The organism is Methylorubrum suomiense (assembly GCF_022179765.1).
GTDB classification, from domain to species: Bacteria; Pseudomonadota; Alphaproteobacteria; order Rhizobiales; family Beijerinckiaceae; genus Methylobacterium; species Methylobacterium suomiense.
The window spans coordinates 211,156-227,719 of sequence record NZ_BPRE01000007.1 but is presented as its reverse complement, the minus strand read 5'-3'; the positions used below and the strand labels follow the sequence as shown (position 1 = coordinate 227,719).

Sequence of the window (16,564 nt, the reverse complement as noted above, 5' to 3'; positions counted from 1 at the left end):
CGAGAAGCATTCTAACGCATCGTTCCCGCGGGCGTGGCGCATCTGATCCCGCAGCGCAAGAAGAAGCTTTGCACTGCGCACAAGCGCTGGTGACGAAGAGAGCCGTCTGTCAGAGGCACGACCGGTAGGTCAGGTGAAGGACTTCAGCACGCCGAGCCCGATCAATCCGACCGCGATCAGGTAGATCGCCACGATGTAGTTCAGGAGCCGCGGCGCGATCAGGATCAGCACGCCGGCCAGGATGGCGATGATGGGCTGAACGTGGGAGATCGTGATCGTCATGGACATCCTTCGCTGGTCGTAAGGCCGATCACGCGCGGTACTTGCCGCCGCGCTTCACCAGCACCCGTGTCCCCACCGGCACCCGCTCGTAGAGATCGACGATGTCCTCGTTGAGCATGCGGACGCAGCCGGACGACATCTGTTCGCCGATGCTCCAGGGCTCGTTGGTGCCGTGGATGCGGAACAGCGTGTCGCGGCTGCCCTGGTAGAGATACAGGGCGCGGGCACCCAACGGATTGTCGACGCCACCCTTGCGAGAGCGGTCGATGTCGGGATTGAGCGACACCATGGTGGTGGTCGGCGTCCAGTCGGGCCACACCCCCTTGCGGGCCACGCGCGCCTCCCCCTTCCACGAGAAGCCGAGCTTGCCGACGCCGACCCCGTACTGGATCGCACGCCCCCCTTCCTGAACCAAGGCGAGCTGGCGCTTGTCGATATCCACCACGATGGTGCCCGGCGCCTCGGGACCGGCATAGGCGACCTCCTGGCGGCGGTATTTCGGATCAAGCCGGGAGGTATCGACCAGCGGCACGTCGTGCGGCTTGTCCGGCATGGTGCCGATATACCAAGCGGATTCGTCGTCCAGGGCCGCCATCGAGCCGGGGGCCGTGGATTTGCAGGCCGCGAGCGGCAGGAGGCAGAGGGCGGCGAGCAGGGTCCGGCTGTTGGACAGGCGGGCGGTCATGGCCACTCCGTTGCGGGCACCGGGGAACGGGCGTCGAGGAAACGTCATGTTTCATGACTAGCCCCAGCCGGGCCGTTCGGGTGTGACCTCCGGGCCGCATGGCGGCGGGAACGCGCCCGACCGGGCGCCTCGCCGAGGGACGGCCTCGCATTATTTGATGGCCGATCGCTTGCCGGAGTTGCGCGTGATGCCCGAAACCGAGACCCTGACCGTCGAGGATGCCCCGGCCGACGCCCTCGCCCTCGCACCCGCGATCCATCTCGATCACTGCGTCATCCACGTCTCCGACTGGGAACGCGCGACCGCTTTCTACCGCGACGTCCTCGGCGCGGAAGTGATCCCTGCGGGAAAGGGCATCGCCTTCCGCTTCGGCGGCGTACAGCTCAACGTGCATGGTCCCGGCCAGATCGGAACGCCGCGGGCGGAGAAGCCGGTCATGCCCGGCGGCAGCGATCTGTGCTTCCGTTGGTCGGGATCGATCGAGGAGGCGATCGCGCATCTGACCGCCCAAGGCGTGGCGGTCGAACTCGGGCCGGTCGAGCGCCAGGGGGCGGCGGGGGCCGGCATCAGCGTGTATTTCCGTGATCCCGACGGTTCGCTGATGGAGTTCATCACCTACCCGACGCCGTGAGCGGCTCGGCGCCTAGCCGCCGCCGCGCTCGGCCAGCCGCTGATTGGTCTGTTCCAGGCGCAACGCCAAATCCCGCATCACCGCGATGCCGATCTGGGGGAACTGGGCGAGCAACTCGAGAAACACGTCGCGGTCGATGCGCAGGGCGGTCGTCGCGCTGTTCGCGGTGACCGTGGCGGAACGGGGCTGATCGGCCAGGATGCCCATCTCGCCCACCAGCGCATTGGCGCCGAGAAGGGCGAGCGGGACCGGTCCGTGCGGGCCGTCGATCGTCACAGCCGCACCCCCTTCGAGGATGAGATAGGCGGCGTCCGCCGCCTCGCCCCGGGCGAAGACGAGCTGTCCCTCTTCGAAATGCACTCGCTCGCTGGTGAAGGCGAGGAGCTTGAGGCGCGCAGTCTCGACCTCGCGGAACAGCGGAACCTGCCGCAGCGACGTCACCTCGTTGTCGAGGGTCATTGCTTCCTCCGATCCGCCGCAAGAAGCGGCGTAGGAAAGCGCCGCGCCTAGACGCGTGCGCAGACCCTGTCAAAGCCGACGCTCCCGCACACCCTAGTCGCGCCGTTTCGTGGCAAGCCCGATCTCACCCGGCGCGGGCGGCTCGCGCTTGGCGCTGGCATTGGGCTGGGGCGAGTCGATCGGCTCCTCGCGGGTCGTCGGGGTGCGGCTGTCCTCCGGGGCCGGCCTCGGTGTCGAGGGTGCCGGTTGCGCCCGCGAGGGCTTGGCCGCAGCGTCAGGCTTTACCATATTCCGATTGGTCATTTCTGGTGTCCTCCGGAGGTGATGGGGCCTGTGCAAGGCCTGTTCACAAGTCTGCGCAAATTCTCGTCTCAGCGCTCGTAACGTCTGGACTGGACTGGGGTTTCGCACTCGACCGTGATCGATACGGCCAAGGAACCATCGATTGCGCTGAAGGTTGAGAAACGTGTGAAGAATCGAGCCTGAGGAGGCGTCAATGGCAACTGGAAACTCGACCTCGAAGCGAGGTTTCGCGTCGATGAACATCGAGCGTCAGCGCGAGATCGCCAGCAAGGGCGGCCGTTCCGTCCCGGCGGAGAAGCGGTCTTTCTCGCAGGATCGCGAACTCGCTTCGTCGGCTGGCCGCAAGGGCGGACAATCGACCGGCCGCACCGGCGAAGCCTGATCCGGCAGGGGGGCGCGCAGCGCGCGCGACGCGCCGTGCCACCCCGGTCGACGATAACCAGAAACGTCAGTGATCTTCGACAGGCGCCCCCGGCGTCTGTTTTTGTTTGTCCGGCCCCTCGGCATCGGCACGTGCCAGTGCCCGCCATTTCAGAACCAGAGCTTCGAAGCTCTCGAGTTCCCGCCCCGTGAATTGCCCCAGGGTTCGCGCCACGTAAGCCGCCTGCGCTTCGATGCCGCGGGTGGCGAGAGTGGCGCCGGCAGTCGTCAGATGGAGGGCGTGCGAGCGCCGGTCACCCGGTATCGGCCTTCGCTCGACGAGGCCGGCTTCGACCAGCCGATCGATCAGGCCGGAGACATTGCCCTTCGTCACGTAGAGCCGTCCGGCCAATTCCTGCTGGGTCAGACCCTCCCGCTCGGACAAGGTCGAGAGCACGTCGAATTGCGGAATCGAGAGACCGGTCTCACGCAGCTCCGCCGCGACCGCCGCGGTGACGCGACGGCCGAGGCGGATGAAGCGAAACCAGACGCGCAGCGGATCGGGCTCGCCGCTCGGCTCGGGACGGGGGGGCTGCGACATGCTGCGTCAAGCTATAGCAGAGCGAAGTCCGGCGGGCAGCCGAGTGGCGCGGTCCGCCCCCAGGCGATACAAGTCGACTTCGACCACAGCCTCCTGAATCCAAGGTCACGCTCCCGGCGATGCGCCGTCACATCCTCGACGAACCGGTGACGCGCGCGGGGCGCTACGCCCGCACGCTCGCGATCTTCTCGTTCCTGGTCACCGGCATGGCCGTGCTGATCGTGCGCAGCCCGTCCGCCGACGCGATGCCGGCCCTCGCCGTTCTCGGCAGCGGCGTGGCTCTCTCGCTCCTGGCGGTCGCCTTCGCCCTGTTCGCCTTCGTGCGAGTATGGCGGGAGGGCGCGGGCGGCCTCGGCGCGGCGCTGGGTGGGCTGTTCGTCGCGAGCCTCGTGCTGGCCTACCCGGCCTACGCGGCCCTCAAGGGTGTGCGCCTGCCGGCGATCACCGACGTCTCGACCGACACCGAGCGTCCGCCGAGCTTCTCCCGTTCGCGGCAGGCCTTCGCGGCGCGCGAGGGCCGCTACCCGCCCGATCCCGGCGCGAAGGCCAGGGAGCTGCAGCGGGCGGCCTATCCGCAGATCGCGCCGCTGACACTCGACGTCGAGGCAGATCAAGCCTTCGAACTGGCGCGCAAAGCGGCGGTGAATCGGAAGTGGCAGATCGTCGAGGCGATCCGCCCCGGCGGCCGCATGGGCAATGGCCGGATCGAGGCCGTAGCCCGCTCCCGCCTGCTCAACTTGGCCGCCGACATCACCGTCCGGGTGCATCCGCGGGCGGACGGCGCGCGGATCGATGTGCGCTCGGCCTCGCGGATCGGAACGCGCGATCTCGGCGACAACGCCGATCGCATCCGTTCCTACCTGGATGAGGTCGCCAACCTCGCCATCGCGCTCAAATAGGTCAGGCGGGCCGGAAACGGGCATCGATGAGCGGTGCCCCGTCGGTGACCACCAAGCCGCGCTCCACCAAATCCTCGAGATGGGCGAAGACCGAGAGCCCGGCTGCGCCCAGCAGCTTGGGGCTGAGTCCCTGATAGATCGCCCCGACGATGGCGCGGATGTCCTCGTCGCCCGCAGCCAGTCGTGCCCGGATCGCCGCCTCCCGCTGGCGCCGATGGGCCGCGAGGCCGCGAACGAACCGGCGCGGATCCCGGACCGGCCCGCCATGGCCGGGCCAGTAGATCACCTCGTCGCGCGCGCGCAGGCGATCCAGCGACGCCATGTAGGCGCGCATCGAGCCATCCGGCGGCGCGACGATCGAGGTCGACCACGCCATCACATGGTCGCCGGAAAACAACGCTCGCTCCTGCGGCAGAGCGAAGGCGAGATGGTTCATGGTATGGCCGGGGGTCGCGATCGCCGTCAGTGTCCAGCCGTCGCCCTCGTAGCTCTCGCCGTCCGCCAATTCGCGATCCGGGCGATGATCCCGGTCGGCGCTGGCGTCGAGCATCGGCAACTCGTTCTCCGCCAGGTCCCGCGCCGCACGGTGAGGTCCGCAGCCGATGATCGGCGCGCCGGTCGACGCCTGGAGCAGGCGTGCCCCCGGAGAATGGTCGCGGTGGGTATGGGTGACGACGATGACGTCGACCCGCTCGGGACCGAGATCGGCGAGCAATGCCGCGATGGTCCCGGGATCGGCCGGTCCCGGATCGATCACCGCAACACGACCCCGTCCGACCACGTAGCTGCAGGTCCCGCTGGCCGTGAACGGGCCGCCATTGGGGCAAATCCGCCGTCGCACCAGCGGGCTCACCGATTCCATCCGCCCGGCGGCGGGCAGGGCGGCATCGAAAGCGGGGGAGGGGGCGGACGCGTCCGGCGCCTCTTCGTCGTGTCGGCTCATCAGGGGCTTCGGCGAGATTCGGATCGCGGGGACTCGGAGATGCCGCCTACGATAGCCGGCGGCATTCGCCAAATGCGATACTTTCACTGACCGTACGGAGAGGGGGCGACCACCCGCACCGATGTGAAGCCTGTGCCCGCTCCGGGCAGTTCCGAGAAGCCGGTGACGGATTCATGCGCGCCGGAACGGTCGATCCGAACCTCGGCAATCTGGATTCGGCGGGCGCGCTGATCGGCAAGCCGCAGAACCTGTCGGAAGGCAGCGGCCTCGGCATCCCGGCGGATCGCGCCGACCCGCCCTTCGATCGAGCGACGCCGCTTCTCGGCGATCTCCGCCTCGCGGTAATCGGTCAAAACCGGACCGTTCGGAGTGAGGGCCGTCACGACATCGGCGCTGTCCTCGGTGGCGAACACGTCCCCTTCCCGCACGGTGCGATCGTCGCCCGGACCGAGCAGGCTGCCCGATGCGGCAGCGGGGCGGCAGGCGCATTCGGCCACGCGGGTGCGCCGGTAGAGACCCGCGTAAGCAGCCGAGCGATACGATTGGCCAGTCAGGCTGACGGCCTGTTCGTAATCTGCCCGGCCCGAGGCCAGGGTGAAGAGCTCCGTACGGGCGCCGGGACAAGCGGCGGCACAGGCCGCTTGGTGGATCGGCAAATCGGCAGCGGCACGAAGCCGACCGACAGGGAAAGGGAGGCCATCGCAGAGGCGAACGCAGACCGTCTGCGTGCCTTTCAGCGCCGGGGGGCCGAACCCATGGGTCGCTGCGGTCAGCACAGGGCGCGGCGTACGGGCGCGAACACGCTGCGTCCGTTGCGCGAGCGAGGGTCCGGTCCGAAGCGTCCGGGCATCGGGTAACGACGCGTAACGCCGCTGTGCTTTCGGCGAGATCGTAACGGGCGCCGCGGCCACGGGGGTCGGCGTTTTCGGTGCTCCGAACAACGCATCGAACATCTCGGTCAAAAGACTGCGCTCGGAGGCCCGCACCAACGAGGTCGTTGCGCCTAAGCCCATCATCCCCAACGCGAGACCGATCACGGCGCGTCTGGACACAAGACGGAGCCTGCTCGGAAGCCGCGAACGGGAAGGCGTCCGGCCCCACGCTCCGGGCGCACGTTTGCCGAAAGCCATGTCTGTCCCGCTCCCGATGCCGCGCGTCGGTGGCAAATCTTCACGCGCCGGGACAGCTATGAACGCCCGCGCACGAGGGACAATTGCGGGAAATCACCGAGTTTTCCGCCCGAGAGGTCGCATCGGTGAGACCCACACAACGCGCCAGTGCCAAGCTCCTGTTCCGGCACAGCTAACGGGATCGCTGCACGAGCGGTCCACTCGACATCGAAGACAATCGAATGTGGATGATGACCCTCAAATGCGAAACGCCGCCCGGTGGGGCGGCGCCTCAGATCTCCGTGCCCGACGTAGGCCGATTTAACGCCGCCGGCCGGTCTTGACGCGTACGGGGATCGGCTGAAGTACCGGCTGTGGCGTGAGAGACGAGAGCCGCTCAATGGCGGCATGCACGGCTTTCGCGAGAGCGGTCTTGAGAGATCCCGGCTTGGTCTGTGCAGGCACGCCGAACGCCTCCTTCGGAAATCCTTGAGGGCCATCGCCCCTGAGGGCCATCGACAAATACTTGGTGACGAACGGCCCGTCACGCCACCCGGTTCCGCCCGGCATTCCGCCGCAGCCCTCAACCGCCGGGTACCGACGTGGCCCCGGAAAATCGTGTGGGCGGAGACGGAACCCGCACCGCCAAAAGGAACTGATGGCGAAACCTTGACGTTATTGCGGTCATGAGGCTGCTGCAGATGCCGCGCCAGTTCTTGGAAGGAAATCTAAAATGCTCGGTTGGGCCGTTACATTCCTCGTAGTCGCCCTGGTTGCCGCCCTGCTGGGATTCGGCGGCATTGCCGGCACTGCCATGGAAGCCGCGAAACTCGTGTTCTTCGTCGCGATCGTGTTGTTCGCCATCTCTGCCGTGATCGGCCTGATGCGCGGCCGCTCGCCGACGCTTTAAGTACACCTGATCAAGTGCTGCCGCGGTCCGATCTCCGCGACGCAATTTGATTGATGGAGCCCTCGGCGGACCCGAACCCGGGTCAGGCCGGGGGTTTTTCTTTGAACGCTTGCGGTCGTCTTGCATTCCGCAGACCGCCGTCACGCCGCCACGAGCAACGCCGCTCCGGCCACGCCGGAAAGCGCCAAGCGCAACCGGCTCATCCAGTTCGGCACCATTCCTCGGCGGGCGAGATCCTGGTCGACGAAGCCCCAAAGCAGCACCAGCGCGCCGAGCATGCGCAGGTCCCAAGGGCTGGGGGCAGCCAGGGCCGCCCAGGCCAGGAGGGACGGGACGATCGCCAGAAGATAGTCCGGCCAACCGGCGCCGCGGGCCGCGGCGACCCCCCAACGGATACCGCCGAGAAACGACGCGATCACGGCTCCGTAGGCCGACAGGATCGTGCGCGGCGAAAGGCCGATCGTACCGAGCCCGCCGTCGGACCCACTGACGGCGAGGGCCGAAAAGCCGATGAAGGGAATCAGTCCGGCAATACCGAGGAGAACTGCGCTCATCGGAACCGTCGTCAGCCGCGACATGCCGTCTCCCGGTTGTTGCTCGTACATCGCATTGCCGACCCGTTCGCTCGCGGGTCCATCTCGGAAGCGCAGCGCCTACTCACGCAGATCGGACCGCGTCCCGCAACCGGGACCATTTGCTGCACCGCAAGAGATGGGCTGTGAGTCCGCGACGCATCCATCCCCTTTTCGCGTACCGAAGCATGGCGGTGGATGAAGCAGCACGGCAAGATCGCCGCGAACCAGAAAGTGACGTGTTCCTGATACCGGATCTCGATGGTGCTGCGTCCCTCCGCCCTGCGTTCCGCCCTCCGCCGCCTGCGCAGGCCCTCGGCGGATGTCTGGACCATCTGGCGCCGTCGCGCTCTGTTCTTGGCGGGCGGCATCAGCGTCGGGCTTGCCGCCGTCTTGATGGCCTGGGCCGCGGATGCCGCTCAGGCGGGATTCCACGGCCTTCTCGACCTGTCCCCATGGCTCGCCCTGATCATCTGCCCGGCAGGCTTCGGTTTGGCGGCTTGGCTGGCGCGGGCGGTTTTCCCCAACTCGCAGGGATCCGGCATCCCTCAAGTCATCGCCGCCCGCGCCCTCGATGATCCGGAGGCCCGCCACGCCCTGGTCTCGCTCAAGGTCGCGGCCGGCAAGGTGACCGTGATGGTGCTGGGTCTGCTGTGCGGCGCATCGATCGGCCGAGAGGGGCCGACCGTGCAGGTTGGAGCGGCGATCATGGCGGCCTTCGGGCGGCTCAGCCCGGAACGGGCGCGCGTCCTGTTGCTCGCGGGCGGCGCAGCCGGCGTCTCGGCAGCGTTCAATACCCCGCTCGCCGGTATCGTCTTCGCGATTGAGGAATTGGGTCGCGCCTATGACAGCCGCGGCAGCGGGCTCATCGTCGCCGCCATCGTGACCGCCGGCCTGACTTCCTTGGCGATCCTGGGCGACTATACGTATTTCGGGACGAGCGAGGCGAAGCTCTCGCTGGCCACCGGCTGGCTCGCCGTGCCGCTCGTCGGTGGGGCAGGGGGATTGCTGGGCGGATTGTTCAGCCGCACCGTCATAGCCGTCGCCCGCGGCCTTCCAGGCAGGGTCGGGGCTGGAATCGCCCGCTACCCGATCGCCTTCGCCACCCTCTGCGGACTCGGCGTCGCTCTCTGCGGGCTCGCCTCCGGTGGCACCGTCTACGGCACCGGCTACGAGGAGGCGCGGGCGATCCTGCACGGCGAAAGCCAAGCCCAAGCCGATTTCGCGCCGCTCAAGTTTCTGGCGACGCTGCTCTCCTCGATCAGCGGGATCCCGGGCGGCCTGTTCGCGCCGTCCCTCGCCGTGGGTGCCGGGCTCGGTGCGGAGGCCGGTCTTCTCCTCCCCCAGGTCCCGATCGGGGCGCTCGTGCTGATCGGCATGGTCGCCTACCTGACCGGTGTGCTCCAAGCTCCGATCACGGCCTTCGTGATCGTCACCGAGATGACCCAGAACCACGCGATGATGATTCCGCTGATGCTGGCAGCGCTCATCGCCGATGCAGTGTCGAAGTCGGTATGCCGCGGCGGCCTCTATCACGCGTTGGCCGAGGTGCTGGTGTTACGGGCCGCGACCGTGCCGGAACGATAATCGGCGGCGGACGGAACGCCGCAGGCTCTGCGACGATTATCGCGACGCTTACGCTTCGGAGTTTCGCGTCATGACCCTTCTGAAATGGGCCCTCATCGCCTTCGTGATCTCGCTGGTCGCGGGTGCCCTCGGCTTTACCGGCATCGCCTCCGGCGCCAGCTCGATCGCCCGCATCCTGTTCGGTCTCTTCCTCGTCCTGGCGATCGTCATCGTGGTCATCGCCCTCGCCGTCGGCCAAGCGGTGTTCTGATCCCCGTGAGCGCCGCTCTGCGCGGGCGCGTCGCCCTCGTCACCGGCGCCACCTCCGGCATCGGGGCCGAAACAGCTCTCGGCCTCGCTCGTCTCGGGGCGCGGGTCGGGATCGTCGGCCGCGATCCCGACCGGACCGAGGCCGTGGTTGCCCGTATCCGCCGCGAAGCGGGCGCCCAGGCCGACGCGTTCGTTGCCGATCTTTCCGAGCAGGCAGCGATCCGTCGTCTCGCGACGGAGGTCAAAGGCCGCTATTCCGCCCTCGATATCCTCGTGAACAACGCGGGCGCGATCTTTTCCGATCGCCACGTCACGGCGGACGGACTCGAACGAACCTGGGCGCTCGATCATCTGGCCTACGTGCTGCTGACGCACGAATTGAAGCCATGCCTGTCCGCCGCGTCGGCGGCCCGGATCGTCAATGTCGCCTCGGCCGCCCATACCCGCGGGCGTATCGATTTCGACAATCTGGACGGTGCCCGGCGCTACGCGGCGATGCGATCTTACTGTCAGGCCAAGCTTGGCAATTTGCTGTTCACCTATGCCCTGGCGCGCCGTCTGAGCGGGACGACGATCACCGCCAATGCAGTCCATCCCGGCGTCGTGGCCAGCGGTTTCGCGGGCAACACACACGGTCTGCTGCGCCTCGCCTGGGGCCTGATCCGCCCCGTATTGATCACACCGGAGAAGGGCGCCCGCACTTCTCTCCATGTCGCGTCCTCACCCGCGGTCGCGGGCGTGAACGGTCGCTACTTCGTGCGATGCCGCGCAGTCGCATCATCGGCGATGAGCCGGGATGAGGTGCTGCAGGAAAGGGTCTGGACGCTGAGCCGCCGGCAGGTCGGCATAACGGACTGATTGGCGGCGGCTCCGCGGGGCCGCGCCCCCTTACGGGCTGGAGCGAGAACCCCGAGCCGTCGCGCTCAGAAATGGCTGAACGATTCCGCCGTGAAGGTCATCGCTGCACCGGACGCATCAAGCACCCGCGGCGGCGCCTCACCCGGTTCCACAGACCCGATTTCGGTCGCCCGCACACCGGCCTGGTCCGCCTCGTCGAGAAAGGCCGCAAGCCTCTCCGGCGGCACGGCACAGAGAATCTCGTAATCGTCGCCACCAGTCAGCGCGATGGTGAGGCGTCCGGCATCGCCTCCGATCACGGCCCGTGCGGCCGACGACAGCGGCACCCGTGCGGCTTCGATCTGGGCGGTGAGGCCCGTCCCGGCCAGCATCTTGGTGAGATCGCCGACGAGACCGTCGGACACGTCCATGGCGGCGCGGGCGTGGCGCCTGAGAAGCGGGGCGAGGGACAGGCGCGGCCGCGGATGCAGGTAGCGATCGCGCAGCGCGTCGAGAGCGACGGCGTCGGGCGTCGTCACCGTCGAAAGCCGTAGCGCCAGTCCCAGAGCCGCATCACCGATGCTGCCGCTCACGCAGAGGCGGTCGCCGGCCCGGGCCGTCTGCCGACGCACCATGCAGCCCGCCGGAACTTCGCCGAACGCCGTGATTCCGATGAGCGCGGGCCCGCCGGATCGGACGGTATCGCCGCCGAGAAGCGGGCATGCGTGATGGCGCGATGCCGTGCCAAGCCCTTCCGCGAAGGCGGAGAGCCACGCCTCGGTCCAGTCGTCGGGCAGGGCTAAGGTCAGCAGAAAGCCGCGGGGGGAGGCACCCTTGGCCGCGAGGTCCGAGAGATTGACGCCGAGCGCCTTGATCGCGATCGAACCCGGCGGATCATCGGGAAAATAATGCACCCCGGCGACGACGGCGTCGGCGGTCACCACGAGATCATGGCCGGGGGAGGGGGTCAGGCTGGCCGCGTCGTCGCGCAATCCCTCCGCACCGGGGCCGCTCAGCGGTGCGAAGTAACGCGCGATCAGAGCGTCCTCGCCCGCGCGCGCCACGACGGCGTCAGGCCTTCTTCGGCGCGGCCGGGATGCCGAACTCGGTCGATCGCGTCTCCCGGCCGACCCGGTCGAGCACCGCGTTGACCAGGCCGGGCTCGTCGCCGGAATAGAAGCTATGGGCGACGTCGACATATTCGGAGATCGCCGCGCGGGCAGGTACGTCGCGGCGGAACATCAGCTCGTAGGCGCCCGCTCGCAGGATCGCGCGCAGAACCACTTCGAGGCGGCGCAGCGGCCAGCCCTTGGTCAGGGCAGCGTCGAGCTTCGGATCGATGGCACGCTGCTCTTCGACCGCGCCGCGCAGGACGTCCCGGAAGAAAGCCGTCTCGGCCGGCGGGTGGACGACGCCGTCGACCTCCTGCCCGATCCAGAACGCCTCGAACTCGGCCAGGGCCTCGATCACGCCCTTGTCCGAGATCTCCATCTCGTAGAGCGCCTGCACGACGGCAAGACGGGCCCCCTTGCGAAGGCTCAGGGGAGCGGACTTCGGCTCGGGCTTGGCGGCCTCCGGCACGGCCGGGGTCTCGGCGGGCTGACTCATCGGGTGGGTTCCAGATTGGCGGCGCGCTTGATCGCGACGAGGCTCAAGGCCGCCTCCGCCGCGCCGCCGCCCTTGTTCATCTGCGAGACCCGAGCGCGGATAAGCGCCTGCTCCATGGTCTCGACGGTGAGAATGCCGTTGCCGAGCGGCAACCGCTCCGCGACGGAGAGATCCATCAGCGCACGGGCGCTCTCTCCCGCGACGATGTCGTAGTGGCCCGTCTCGCCCCGGATGACGCAACCGAGCGCCACCGCCGCGTCGTAGGGCTCGCCGCGCCGCTCGCCGGCCTTGAGCAGGATCGCCATGGCAGCGGGAATCTCAAGCGCCCCCGGCACGGTGAAGACCCGCGCCTCGGCGCCGACCGCTTCGATCGCGGCGCGGGCACCGGCCAGCAATTCGTCGGCGATGTCCTCGTAATAGCGCGCCTCGACCACCAGCACGCGGATGCCCGCGAGGCTCTCGAGAATGGCTTTTGGCGCAGCCGCGTCGCGGTTCTGGGCTACCATGGCGTCGGACGGGTCCGGGGAGGGGGTGGGGCCGGAGGGTTAGCCCAGAAGCCTTCCACACCACAAGCGGTGCCAACGCTCATGCGGCGATGCGCAGGGTGCCACCCTGAGCCAATTGTGAGAGCCTGGGCGAGATCGGAGGATCGGGAGGCGACATGAGCGAGGAGCTTGAAGCGGCACTCGCGACGATCAGCGCGGAACTGAGTGCCACGCAGCAGCTCGTGACGATGCTGCCGGTCCAGCATTCGCTCGATCGCTCCCGTACGGAGCCGTCCCGTGCCATCGATGAATTGGAACGCGAGTTCGCACGGATCCTGGCGGAGCTTTCGGACGGTGCGGCGAATGCCGTCGACAAGCAGCATTTCCCCCCTGGTTCGGGAAGCGCTCGAAGCGCAGCTCGACAGCGCCCGCCAGCTCGCGCACGCGCTGGCGGTCAGCGCGTCCCAAAACGTGACGCGCTGAAGAAAGGAACGCCGCGCCATTCTCTTCGGAGATCGCTTTCCGTTCAGAAAGGGCGATCAACGATTTCGGACCGGCGCCCCCCAGAAGACGCGCGGGATCACTGAATAAGGTTAACTAGACGCAAGCCAATCGAATTATCTGTAAATATCGCCGAATCATCTCATCATACCGTCCCGGTGGCGTGCAGACAGGCGTTGTTCCGCCTTTGATTTAACCGAAATGAAGTTCTAATTGTCGGAAGCTCCAGCCACGAGACGGCGGTCGCGCGGCGGCTGCGCCTTCGGAACAGGCTGTCGGCATGGGCTTCGCGAGCGTTCGACGGGCGGAACTTCCCACCCCCACTCCGGTATGCGCGCCCAGCCCACGGCCTGTCCCATTGGTGATCGATCTCGACGGCACGCTGCTGCGCACCGATTTGCTGCTCGAAGGCGCCGTCTCGATCCTTCGGCGCAACCTGTTCATGGTCTTCGCCATGCTCCTGTGGCTGCCGCGGGGGCGCGCCTACTTCAAGCGGAAGGTTGCCGAGCGAGCCACCCTCGACATCGCGACGATGCCGTCCCACGCGGAATTGCTTGCGCATATCGAGGCCGAGCGAGCGACGGGCCGTGAGATCGTCCTCGCCACCGCCGCCGACGCGCTGATGGCTCTCAAGGTGATGCAGGCGTTTCCGGTCTTCGACCGCGTGGTGGCGAGCGACGGGATCCGCAATCTGAAGGGCGAGGCCAAGGCCCTGCAACTCGCCGCCCTCTACCCGCAAGGCTTCGATTACGCCGGCAACGCCGCTGCCGACCTCCCGGTCTGGGTCAGGGCGCGGGCGGTGATCGCGGTGGAAGCGCCGACCAGGGTGACGCTTGCGGCGCGGGCCCTCGGCAAGCCGATGCAGGAATTTCCCGCCGCTTCGCGAGCCCGCGCCCTGGTCAAGGGTTTGAGACTGCACCAATGGGCCAAGAACGGCCTCGTCTTCCTGCCCCTCGTCCTCGGCGGCAGGGCGGGCGACCCGGCCGCCTGGGGGTTGGCTCTGGCGGCCTTTCTCGCGCTCGGCCTCGTCGCCTCGGCGAGCTATCTTCTCAACGACTTGCTCGATCTGCCGCATGATCGCGCCCATTGGTCGAAGCGCGAGCGTCCGCTGGCGAGCGGACGTCTGCCGCTGGCCACGGGCATTGCCGCCCTCATCCTCGGACTGGCAGGCGGCCTGGCCGTCGCGTTCGCGGCGGGCGCGGCGGTCCTCGCCGGTGTTCTCGCCTATCTGGCGCTGACGCTGACCTACTCCGCTTGGCTCAAGCGCGTGCCGATGCTCGATGCGCTGACCCTCGGCAGCCTGTTCACCCTGCGCATTGCCGTGGGCGTCGCGGCGATCGCCGTGGCTTGGTCACCCTGGCTCCTGACCTTCTCGATGTTCCTGTTCACCTCCCTGTCCTTCGCGAAGCGCCATACCGAACTGCGCGGAGCGGCCAAACGCGGGCGCTTCGGCAAGCTCTCCGGGCGCGGCTATCAGAGCGCGGACGAGCCGGTCGTGCTGGCCTTCGGGATCGCGGCGGGGCTCGCCAGCATCGTCATCTTCATTCTCTACCTCGCCAACGAGGCGTTTCGGCACGCGGCTTTGGCGGCGCCCCTCGCACTCTGGATGTTCCCGATGGTCCTGGTCCTGTTCATGGGCCGGGTCTGGTTGCTGGCCGGCCGCGACGAGCTGCACGACGATCCGGTCGCCTTCGCCGTGAAGGACCGCCCGAGCCTTGCTCTGGCCGGGATCGCCGGCCTCGCTTTCGGCATCGCCGCCTTCGGATTGCCCCAGGGTCTTCTGCCGGCCTGGGGGCTTTGATGCGGCTCGCGCAAAACCGCGAAATCCTTCGCTTCCTGCTCGCCGGGGGCTTGGCCGCGGCGCTCAACTGGATCGCGCGCATCCTCCTGTCGCTCGTCATGCCGTTCGAGGCGGCCCTGCTCCTCGCCTACGTGATCGGCATGGCCGCGGGCTTCTGGCTCTACCGCCGCTTCGTGTTCCATGGAGCGCGCGCCGGCTCGCTGCGTGGACAACTCGCGGTGTTCGTCGCGGTGAACATGGCGGGCGCCGGTGTGGTGCTGACCGTCAGTGCCGGCCTCGTGGCCGGGCTGACACCGTTGCTGCCGCGAGTGCCGCTGGCCCTGGTTGAAGCCTTCAGCCACGGGGTCGGCATCGCGGTGGGGGCGGGGGCGAACTATCTCGGCCACCGCCTCTTGACCTTCTCGGCGCGGTCGAGCGAGCCTCAGACCCTGTAGACCGACAGCACCGCGAGGACGGCGAGGTTCGCGGTCACGCCCCAGGTGACGAGGAGCGGCAGCGCCGCGAAGGCCGCCGGGCGTCCCGTTCCGAAGCCCTGCCCGTCCCCTGCGCGCGAATGCGGCCTCGCCATCAGGACGATCAGGATCGGCAACCAGTCGAGGGCGTAGCGCTGGGTCGCGATCTGCTCGGCGCCGTTCGAATGGTAGAAGAGGGTGATGCAGGCGATGGTCGCAATCACCGCCGCGCCGGCGAGGAAAACCCGATCGACCTTGGCGTAGAAGGCCAACAGAACCCAGGGGCTCGTGACCAGAAGAGCCGTTCCGGCCTTGTCGAAGCCGGTGAGCGCCGTGAGCTGCGGACCTCCGAATTCGAAATGGAAGCCCTGCAGGAACAGGTAGAGCGTGTTGAACAGCAGATAGTCGCGGGAGAACAGACCCGTCTCGCTGATGCGCCGCCAGATGAAGGTGGTCTGATCCGGATTGTTGATGAAGGCGTAGCCGGTTTCGGTCGGACTGCCGAAGCGGGCGATATTGTAGGTGAAATAGACCGCCAGCGCCGCGGCGACCGGTATCGCGGCGAGGATCGCCGGCTTCGCCAATCCTGTAAAACCGCTCATAAGCGGTCGCTCCCTTGGGAGGCACAGGAAGAGGAGAAACAGCGGGTAGAAGATCGCCATCTGCCGGCACAGGAAAGCAAGGCCGATGAAGAGCCCGGCGAGCGGCAGCGAAGCCCGGCAGATCGCGGCCCAGAGGCTGAGGCTGACCATCAGGAAGCCCACCGCCTGCGCGTAGAACCAGACACCGTCGGCGCGCAAAGTGACTTGGTAGAGGGGGCTCGCGAAGGCGAGGGCGGCGAGGAGCCATAGCGTGTCGCTCGGCGCCGTGCCGAGGCCGCGCAGGATCGCGCGCCAGACCAGCAGACTGAGTGCGCTCAGCGCGAGTCCCAGGATAACGAAGCCCTTGAAGCCGGGAAAGCCGAACACGGCCACGAACGGCATCGCCAGAACCGCCGGCAGCGGCGGAAAGATGACGTAGGTCCGCCCCTGAAACAGCGCGCAGTCGATCTCCGGGCAGGTCTCGATCCAGAGCCGCCCGTGCAGGAACGCGTCGGCCAGCGCGCCGTGCGAATTGAGGCCGGGATCACGCAAGGCGCCGCGCAGGAGGATCAGGGCCAGAAGAGCCGCCCCGGCGAGGCCGGTCATCACGGCCAGTAGCCGGTCGCGCCGCGCCTCGAACCCGTTCGCCGTCATCGCCGCTGCCCTTCGCTCGCGAATCGCGGAAGTCAGCTTCCGTGACGAAGGGTTA

General features: G+C 67.9%; 22 protein-coding genes. 10 read left to right on the top strand and 12 right to left on the bottom strand.

Features of this window, described 5'->3' with window-relative positions; all coding sequences use genetic code 11:
- Window positions 1–129: 129 nt before the first annotated feature.
- Window positions 130–282, bottom strand: a complete 153-nt coding sequence (locus MFF26_RS13295) for a DUF3096 domain-containing protein (protein ID WP_137830078.1) — start codon at window positions 280–282, stop codon at window positions 130–132.
- Window positions 283–310: 28 nt separating this feature from the next.
- Window positions 311–967, bottom strand: a complete 657-nt coding sequence (locus MFF26_RS13290) for a L,D-transpeptidase (RefSeq protein ID WP_137830079.1) — start codon at window positions 965–967, stop codon at window positions 311–313.
- 187 nt (window positions 968–1,154) lie between these two features.
- Between MFF26_RS13290 and MFF26_RS13285 the strand changes: the two genes are divergently transcribed.
- A complete protein-coding gene (locus MFF26_RS13285) occupies window positions 1,155–1,598 on the top strand; it encodes a VOC family protein (protein ID WP_137830080.1) in 444 nt (147 codons plus the stop codon).
- Between the two features lie 12 nt (window positions 1,599–1,610).
- Here the strand turns inward: MFF26_RS13285 and MFF26_RS13280 are convergent, their stop codons facing one another.
- Entirely contained in the window at window positions 1,611–2,057 is a 447-nt protein-coding gene (locus MFF26_RS13280; RefSeq protein ID WP_137830081.1) for a Crp/Fnr family transcriptional regulator, read from the bottom strand.
- A gap of 93 nt (window positions 2,058–2,150) precedes the next feature.
- Window positions 2,151–2,345: a hypothetical protein gene (locus tag MFF26_RS13275; RefSeq protein ID WP_373324471.1), complete on the bottom strand. Its 195-nt coding sequence runs from the start codon at window positions 2,343–2,345 to the stop codon at window positions 2,151–2,153.
- A gap of 208 nt (window positions 2,346–2,553) precedes the next feature.
- Between MFF26_RS13275 and MFF26_RS13270 the strand changes: the two genes are divergently transcribed.
- Complete coding sequence (locus MFF26_RS13270; protein ID WP_091950803.1) at window positions 2,554–2,742, top strand: con-10 family general stress protein; 189 nt, start codon at window positions 2,554–2,556, stop codon at window positions 2,740–2,742.
- A 66-nt stretch (window positions 2,743–2,808) separates the two neighbouring features.
- On the opposite strand, the gene MFF26_RS13265 is transcribed toward MFF26_RS13270, so the two are convergent.
- The gene (locus MFF26_RS13265; protein WP_238308091.1) at window positions 2,809–3,321 is read right to left on the bottom strand and encodes a MarR family winged helix-turn-helix transcriptional regulator; all 513 of its coding nucleotides are present in this window, start codon (window positions 3,319–3,321) and stop codon (window positions 2,809–2,811) included.
- 119 nt (window positions 3,322–3,440) lie between these two features.
- On the opposite strand from MFF26_RS13265, the gene MFF26_RS13260 reads away from it, so the two are divergent.
- Window positions 3,441–4,220 (top strand): DUF1499 domain-containing protein, encoded by a 780-nt coding sequence (locus MFF26_RS13260; RefSeq protein WP_137830084.1) that lies wholly within the window; start codon window positions 3,441–3,443, stop codon window positions 4,218–4,220.
- Window position 4,221: 1 nt separating this feature from the next.
- Here MFF26_RS13260 and MFF26_RS13255 read toward each other — a convergent pair whose 3' ends face one another.
- Both MFF26_RS13255 and MFF26_RS13250 read right to left on the bottom strand, forming a co-directional pair.
- Window positions 4,222–5,163, bottom strand: coding sequence for an MBL fold metallo-hydrolase (locus MFF26_RS13255; protein ID WP_137830085.1), 942 nt, complete (start codon window positions 5,161–5,163; stop codon window positions 4,222–4,224).
- Between the two features lie 83 nt (window positions 5,164–5,246).
- Window positions 5,247–6,116, bottom strand: coding sequence for a DUF2865 domain-containing protein (locus tag MFF26_RS13250; protein WP_238308111.1), 870 nt, complete (start codon window positions 6,114–6,116; stop codon window positions 5,247–5,249).
- Window positions 6,117–7,005: 889 nt separating this feature from the next.
- Between MFF26_RS13250 and MFF26_RS13245 the strand changes: the two genes are divergently transcribed.
- On the top strand, window positions 7,006–7,182 hold the full coding sequence (locus MFF26_RS13245) for a DUF1328 domain-containing protein (RefSeq protein WP_003599466.1): 177 nt from the start codon (window positions 7,006–7,008) through the stop codon (window positions 7,180–7,182).
- 140 nt (window positions 7,183–7,322) lie between these two features.
- Here the strand turns inward: MFF26_RS13245 and MFF26_RS13240 are convergent, their stop codons facing one another.
- Window positions 7,323–7,760 carry a DUF3429 domain-containing protein gene (locus MFF26_RS13240; RefSeq protein WP_137830087.1) on the bottom strand — a complete coding sequence of 146 codons (438 nt, stop codon included), beginning with the start codon at window positions 7,758–7,760 and terminating at the stop codon, window positions 7,323–7,325.
- 255 nt (window positions 7,761–8,015) lie between these two features.
- Here MFF26_RS13240 and MFF26_RS13235 point away from each other — a divergent pair, with 255 nt between their 5' ends.
- From MFF26_RS13235 to MFF26_RS13225, 3 genes are all read left to right on the top strand, one after another.
- A complete protein-coding gene (locus MFF26_RS13235) occupies window positions 8,016–9,341 on the top strand; it encodes a chloride channel protein (RefSeq protein WP_137830088.1) in 1,326 nt (441 codons plus the stop codon).
- A 70-nt stretch (window positions 9,342–9,411) separates the two neighbouring features.
- On the top strand, window positions 9,412–9,591 hold the full coding sequence (locus MFF26_RS13230; RefSeq protein WP_137830089.1) for a DUF1328 domain-containing protein: 180 nt from the start codon (window positions 9,412–9,414) through the stop codon (window positions 9,589–9,591).
- A gap of 17 nt (window positions 9,592–9,608) precedes the next feature.
- Window positions 9,609–10,448, top strand: a complete 840-nt coding sequence (locus tag MFF26_RS13225; protein ID WP_137830094.1) for an SDR family oxidoreductase — start codon at window positions 9,609–9,611, stop codon at window positions 10,446–10,448.
- Between the two features lie 65 nt (window positions 10,449–10,513).
- Here the strand turns inward: MFF26_RS13225 and thiL are convergent, their stop codons facing one another.
- From thiL to ribH, 3 genes are read right to left on the bottom strand one after another with little or no spacing between them, the layout of a single operon-like run.
- A complete protein-coding gene (gene thiL / locus MFF26_RS13220; protein ID WP_137830090.1) occupies window positions 10,514–11,491 on the bottom strand; it encodes a thiamine-phosphate kinase in 978 nt (325 codons plus the stop codon).
- A gap of 7 nt (window positions 11,492–11,498) precedes the next feature.
- Window positions 11,499–12,035, bottom strand: coding sequence for a transcription antitermination factor NusB (gene nusB, locus MFF26_RS13215; RefSeq protein WP_137830091.1), 537 nt, complete (start codon window positions 12,033–12,035; stop codon window positions 11,499–11,501).
- The gene (gene ribH, locus MFF26_RS13210; protein WP_137830092.1) at window positions 12,032–12,541 is read right to left on the bottom strand and encodes a 6,7-dimethyl-8-ribityllumazine synthase; all 510 of its coding nucleotides are present in this window, start codon (window positions 12,539–12,541) and stop codon (window positions 12,032–12,034) included. The genes nusB and ribH overlap by 4 nt, the downstream gene beginning before the upstream one ends.
- 155 nt (window positions 12,542–12,696) lie before the next feature.
- Here ribH and MFF26_RS13205 point away from each other — a divergent pair, with 155 nt between their 5' ends.
- The 3 genes from MFF26_RS13205 (at window position 12,697) to MFF26_RS13195 (ending at window position 15,256) form a co-directional block, all read left to right on the top strand.
- On the top strand, window positions 12,697–13,107 hold the full coding sequence (locus tag MFF26_RS13205; RefSeq protein WP_137831215.1) for a hypothetical protein: 411 nt from the start codon (window positions 12,697–12,699) through the stop codon (window positions 13,105–13,107).
- Window positions 13,108–13,301: 194 nt separating this feature from the next.
- Complete coding sequence (locus MFF26_RS13200) at window positions 13,302–14,822, top strand: UbiA family prenyltransferase (protein WP_137831216.1); 1,521 nt, start codon at window positions 13,302–13,304, stop codon at window positions 14,820–14,822.
- A complete protein-coding gene (locus MFF26_RS13195) occupies window positions 14,822–15,256 on the top strand; it encodes a GtrA family protein (RefSeq protein WP_137831217.1) in 435 nt (144 codons plus the stop codon). Before MFF26_RS13200 ends, MFF26_RS13195 begins: the two co-directional genes overlap by 1 nt.
- On the opposite strand, the gene MFF26_RS13190 is transcribed toward MFF26_RS13195, so the two are convergent.
- Window positions 15,244–16,509, bottom strand: coding sequence for a hypothetical protein (locus MFF26_RS13190; protein ID WP_137831218.1), 1,266 nt, complete (start codon window positions 16,507–16,509; stop codon window positions 15,244–15,246). The genes MFF26_RS13195 and MFF26_RS13190 overlap by 13 nt on opposite strands.
- Window positions 16,510–16,564: the final 55 nt, after the last annotated feature.

Bases quoted from the DNA above. Each gene is read 5' to 3' on its own strand.
- MFF26_RS13295 (WP_137830078.1), bottom strand. From the start codon at position 282: ATGACGATCACGATCTCCCACGTTCAGCCCATCATCGCCATCCTGGCC.
- MFF26_RS13290 (WP_137830079.1), bottom strand. From the start codon at position 967: ATGACCGCCCGCCTGTCCAACAGCCGGACCCTGCTCGCCGCCCTCTGC.
- MFF26_RS13285 (WP_137830080.1), top strand. From the start codon at position 1,155: ATGCCCGAAACCGAGACCCTGACCGTCGAGGATGCCCCGGCCGACGCC.
- MFF26_RS13280 (WP_137830081.1), bottom strand. From the start codon at position 2,057: ATGACCCTCGACAACGAGGTGACGTCGCTGCGGCAGGTTCCGCTGTTC.
- MFF26_RS13275 (WP_373324471.1), bottom strand. From the start codon at position 2,345: ATGGTAAAGCCTGACGCTGCGGCCAAGCCCTCGCGGGCGCAACCGGCA.
- MFF26_RS13270 (WP_091950803.1), top strand. From the start codon at position 2,554: ATGGCAACTGGAAACTCGACCTCGAAGCGAGGTTTCGCGTCGATGAAC.
- MFF26_RS13265 (WP_238308091.1), bottom strand. From the start codon at position 3,321: ATGTCGCAGCCCCCCCGTCCCGAGCCGAGCGGCGAGCCCGATCCGCTG.
- MFF26_RS13260 (WP_137830084.1), top strand. From the start codon at position 3,441: ATGCGCCGTCACATCCTCGACGAACCGGTGACGCGCGCGGGGCGCTAC.
- MFF26_RS13255 (WP_137830085.1), bottom strand. From the start codon at position 5,163: ATGAGCCGACACGACGAAGAGGCGCCGGACGCGTCCGCCCCCTCCCCC.
- MFF26_RS13250 (WP_238308111.1), bottom strand. From the start codon at position 6,116: ATGTTCGATGCGTTGTTCGGAGCACCGAAAACGCCGACCCCCGTGGCC.
- MFF26_RS13245 (WP_003599466.1), top strand. From the start codon at position 7,006: ATGCTCGGTTGGGCCGTTACATTCCTCGTAGTCGCCCTGGTTGCCGCC.
- MFF26_RS13240 (WP_137830087.1), bottom strand. From the start codon at position 7,760: ATGTCGCGGCTGACGACGGTTCCGATGAGCGCAGTTCTCCTCGGTATT.
- MFF26_RS13235 (WP_137830088.1), top strand. From the start codon at position 8,016: ATGGTGCTGCGTCCCTCCGCCCTGCGTTCCGCCCTCCGCCGCCTGCGC.
- MFF26_RS13230 (WP_137830089.1), top strand. From the start codon at position 9,412: ATGACCCTTCTGAAATGGGCCCTCATCGCCTTCGTGATCTCGCTGGTC.
- nusB (WP_137830091.1), bottom strand. From the start codon at position 12,035: ATGAGTCAGCCCGCCGAGACCCCGGCCGTGCCGGAGGCCGCCAAGCCC.
- ribH (WP_137830092.1), bottom strand. From the start codon at position 12,541: ATGGTAGCCCAGAACCGCGACGCGGCTGCGCCAAAAGCCATTCTCGAG.
- MFF26_RS13205 (WP_137831215.1), top strand. From the start codon at position 12,697: ATGAGCGAGGAGCTTGAAGCGGCACTCGCGACGATCAGCGCGGAACTG.
- MFF26_RS13200 (WP_137831216.1), top strand. From the start codon at position 13,302: ATGGGCTTCGCGAGCGTTCGACGGGCGGAACTTCCCACCCCCACTCCG.
- MFF26_RS13195 (WP_137831217.1), top strand. From the start codon at position 14,822: ATGCGGCTCGCGCAAAACCGCGAAATCCTTCGCTTCCTGCTCGCCGGG.
- MFF26_RS13190 (WP_137831218.1), bottom strand. From the start codon at position 16,509: ATGACGGCGAACGGGTTCGAGGCGCGGCGCGACCGGCTACTGGCCGTG.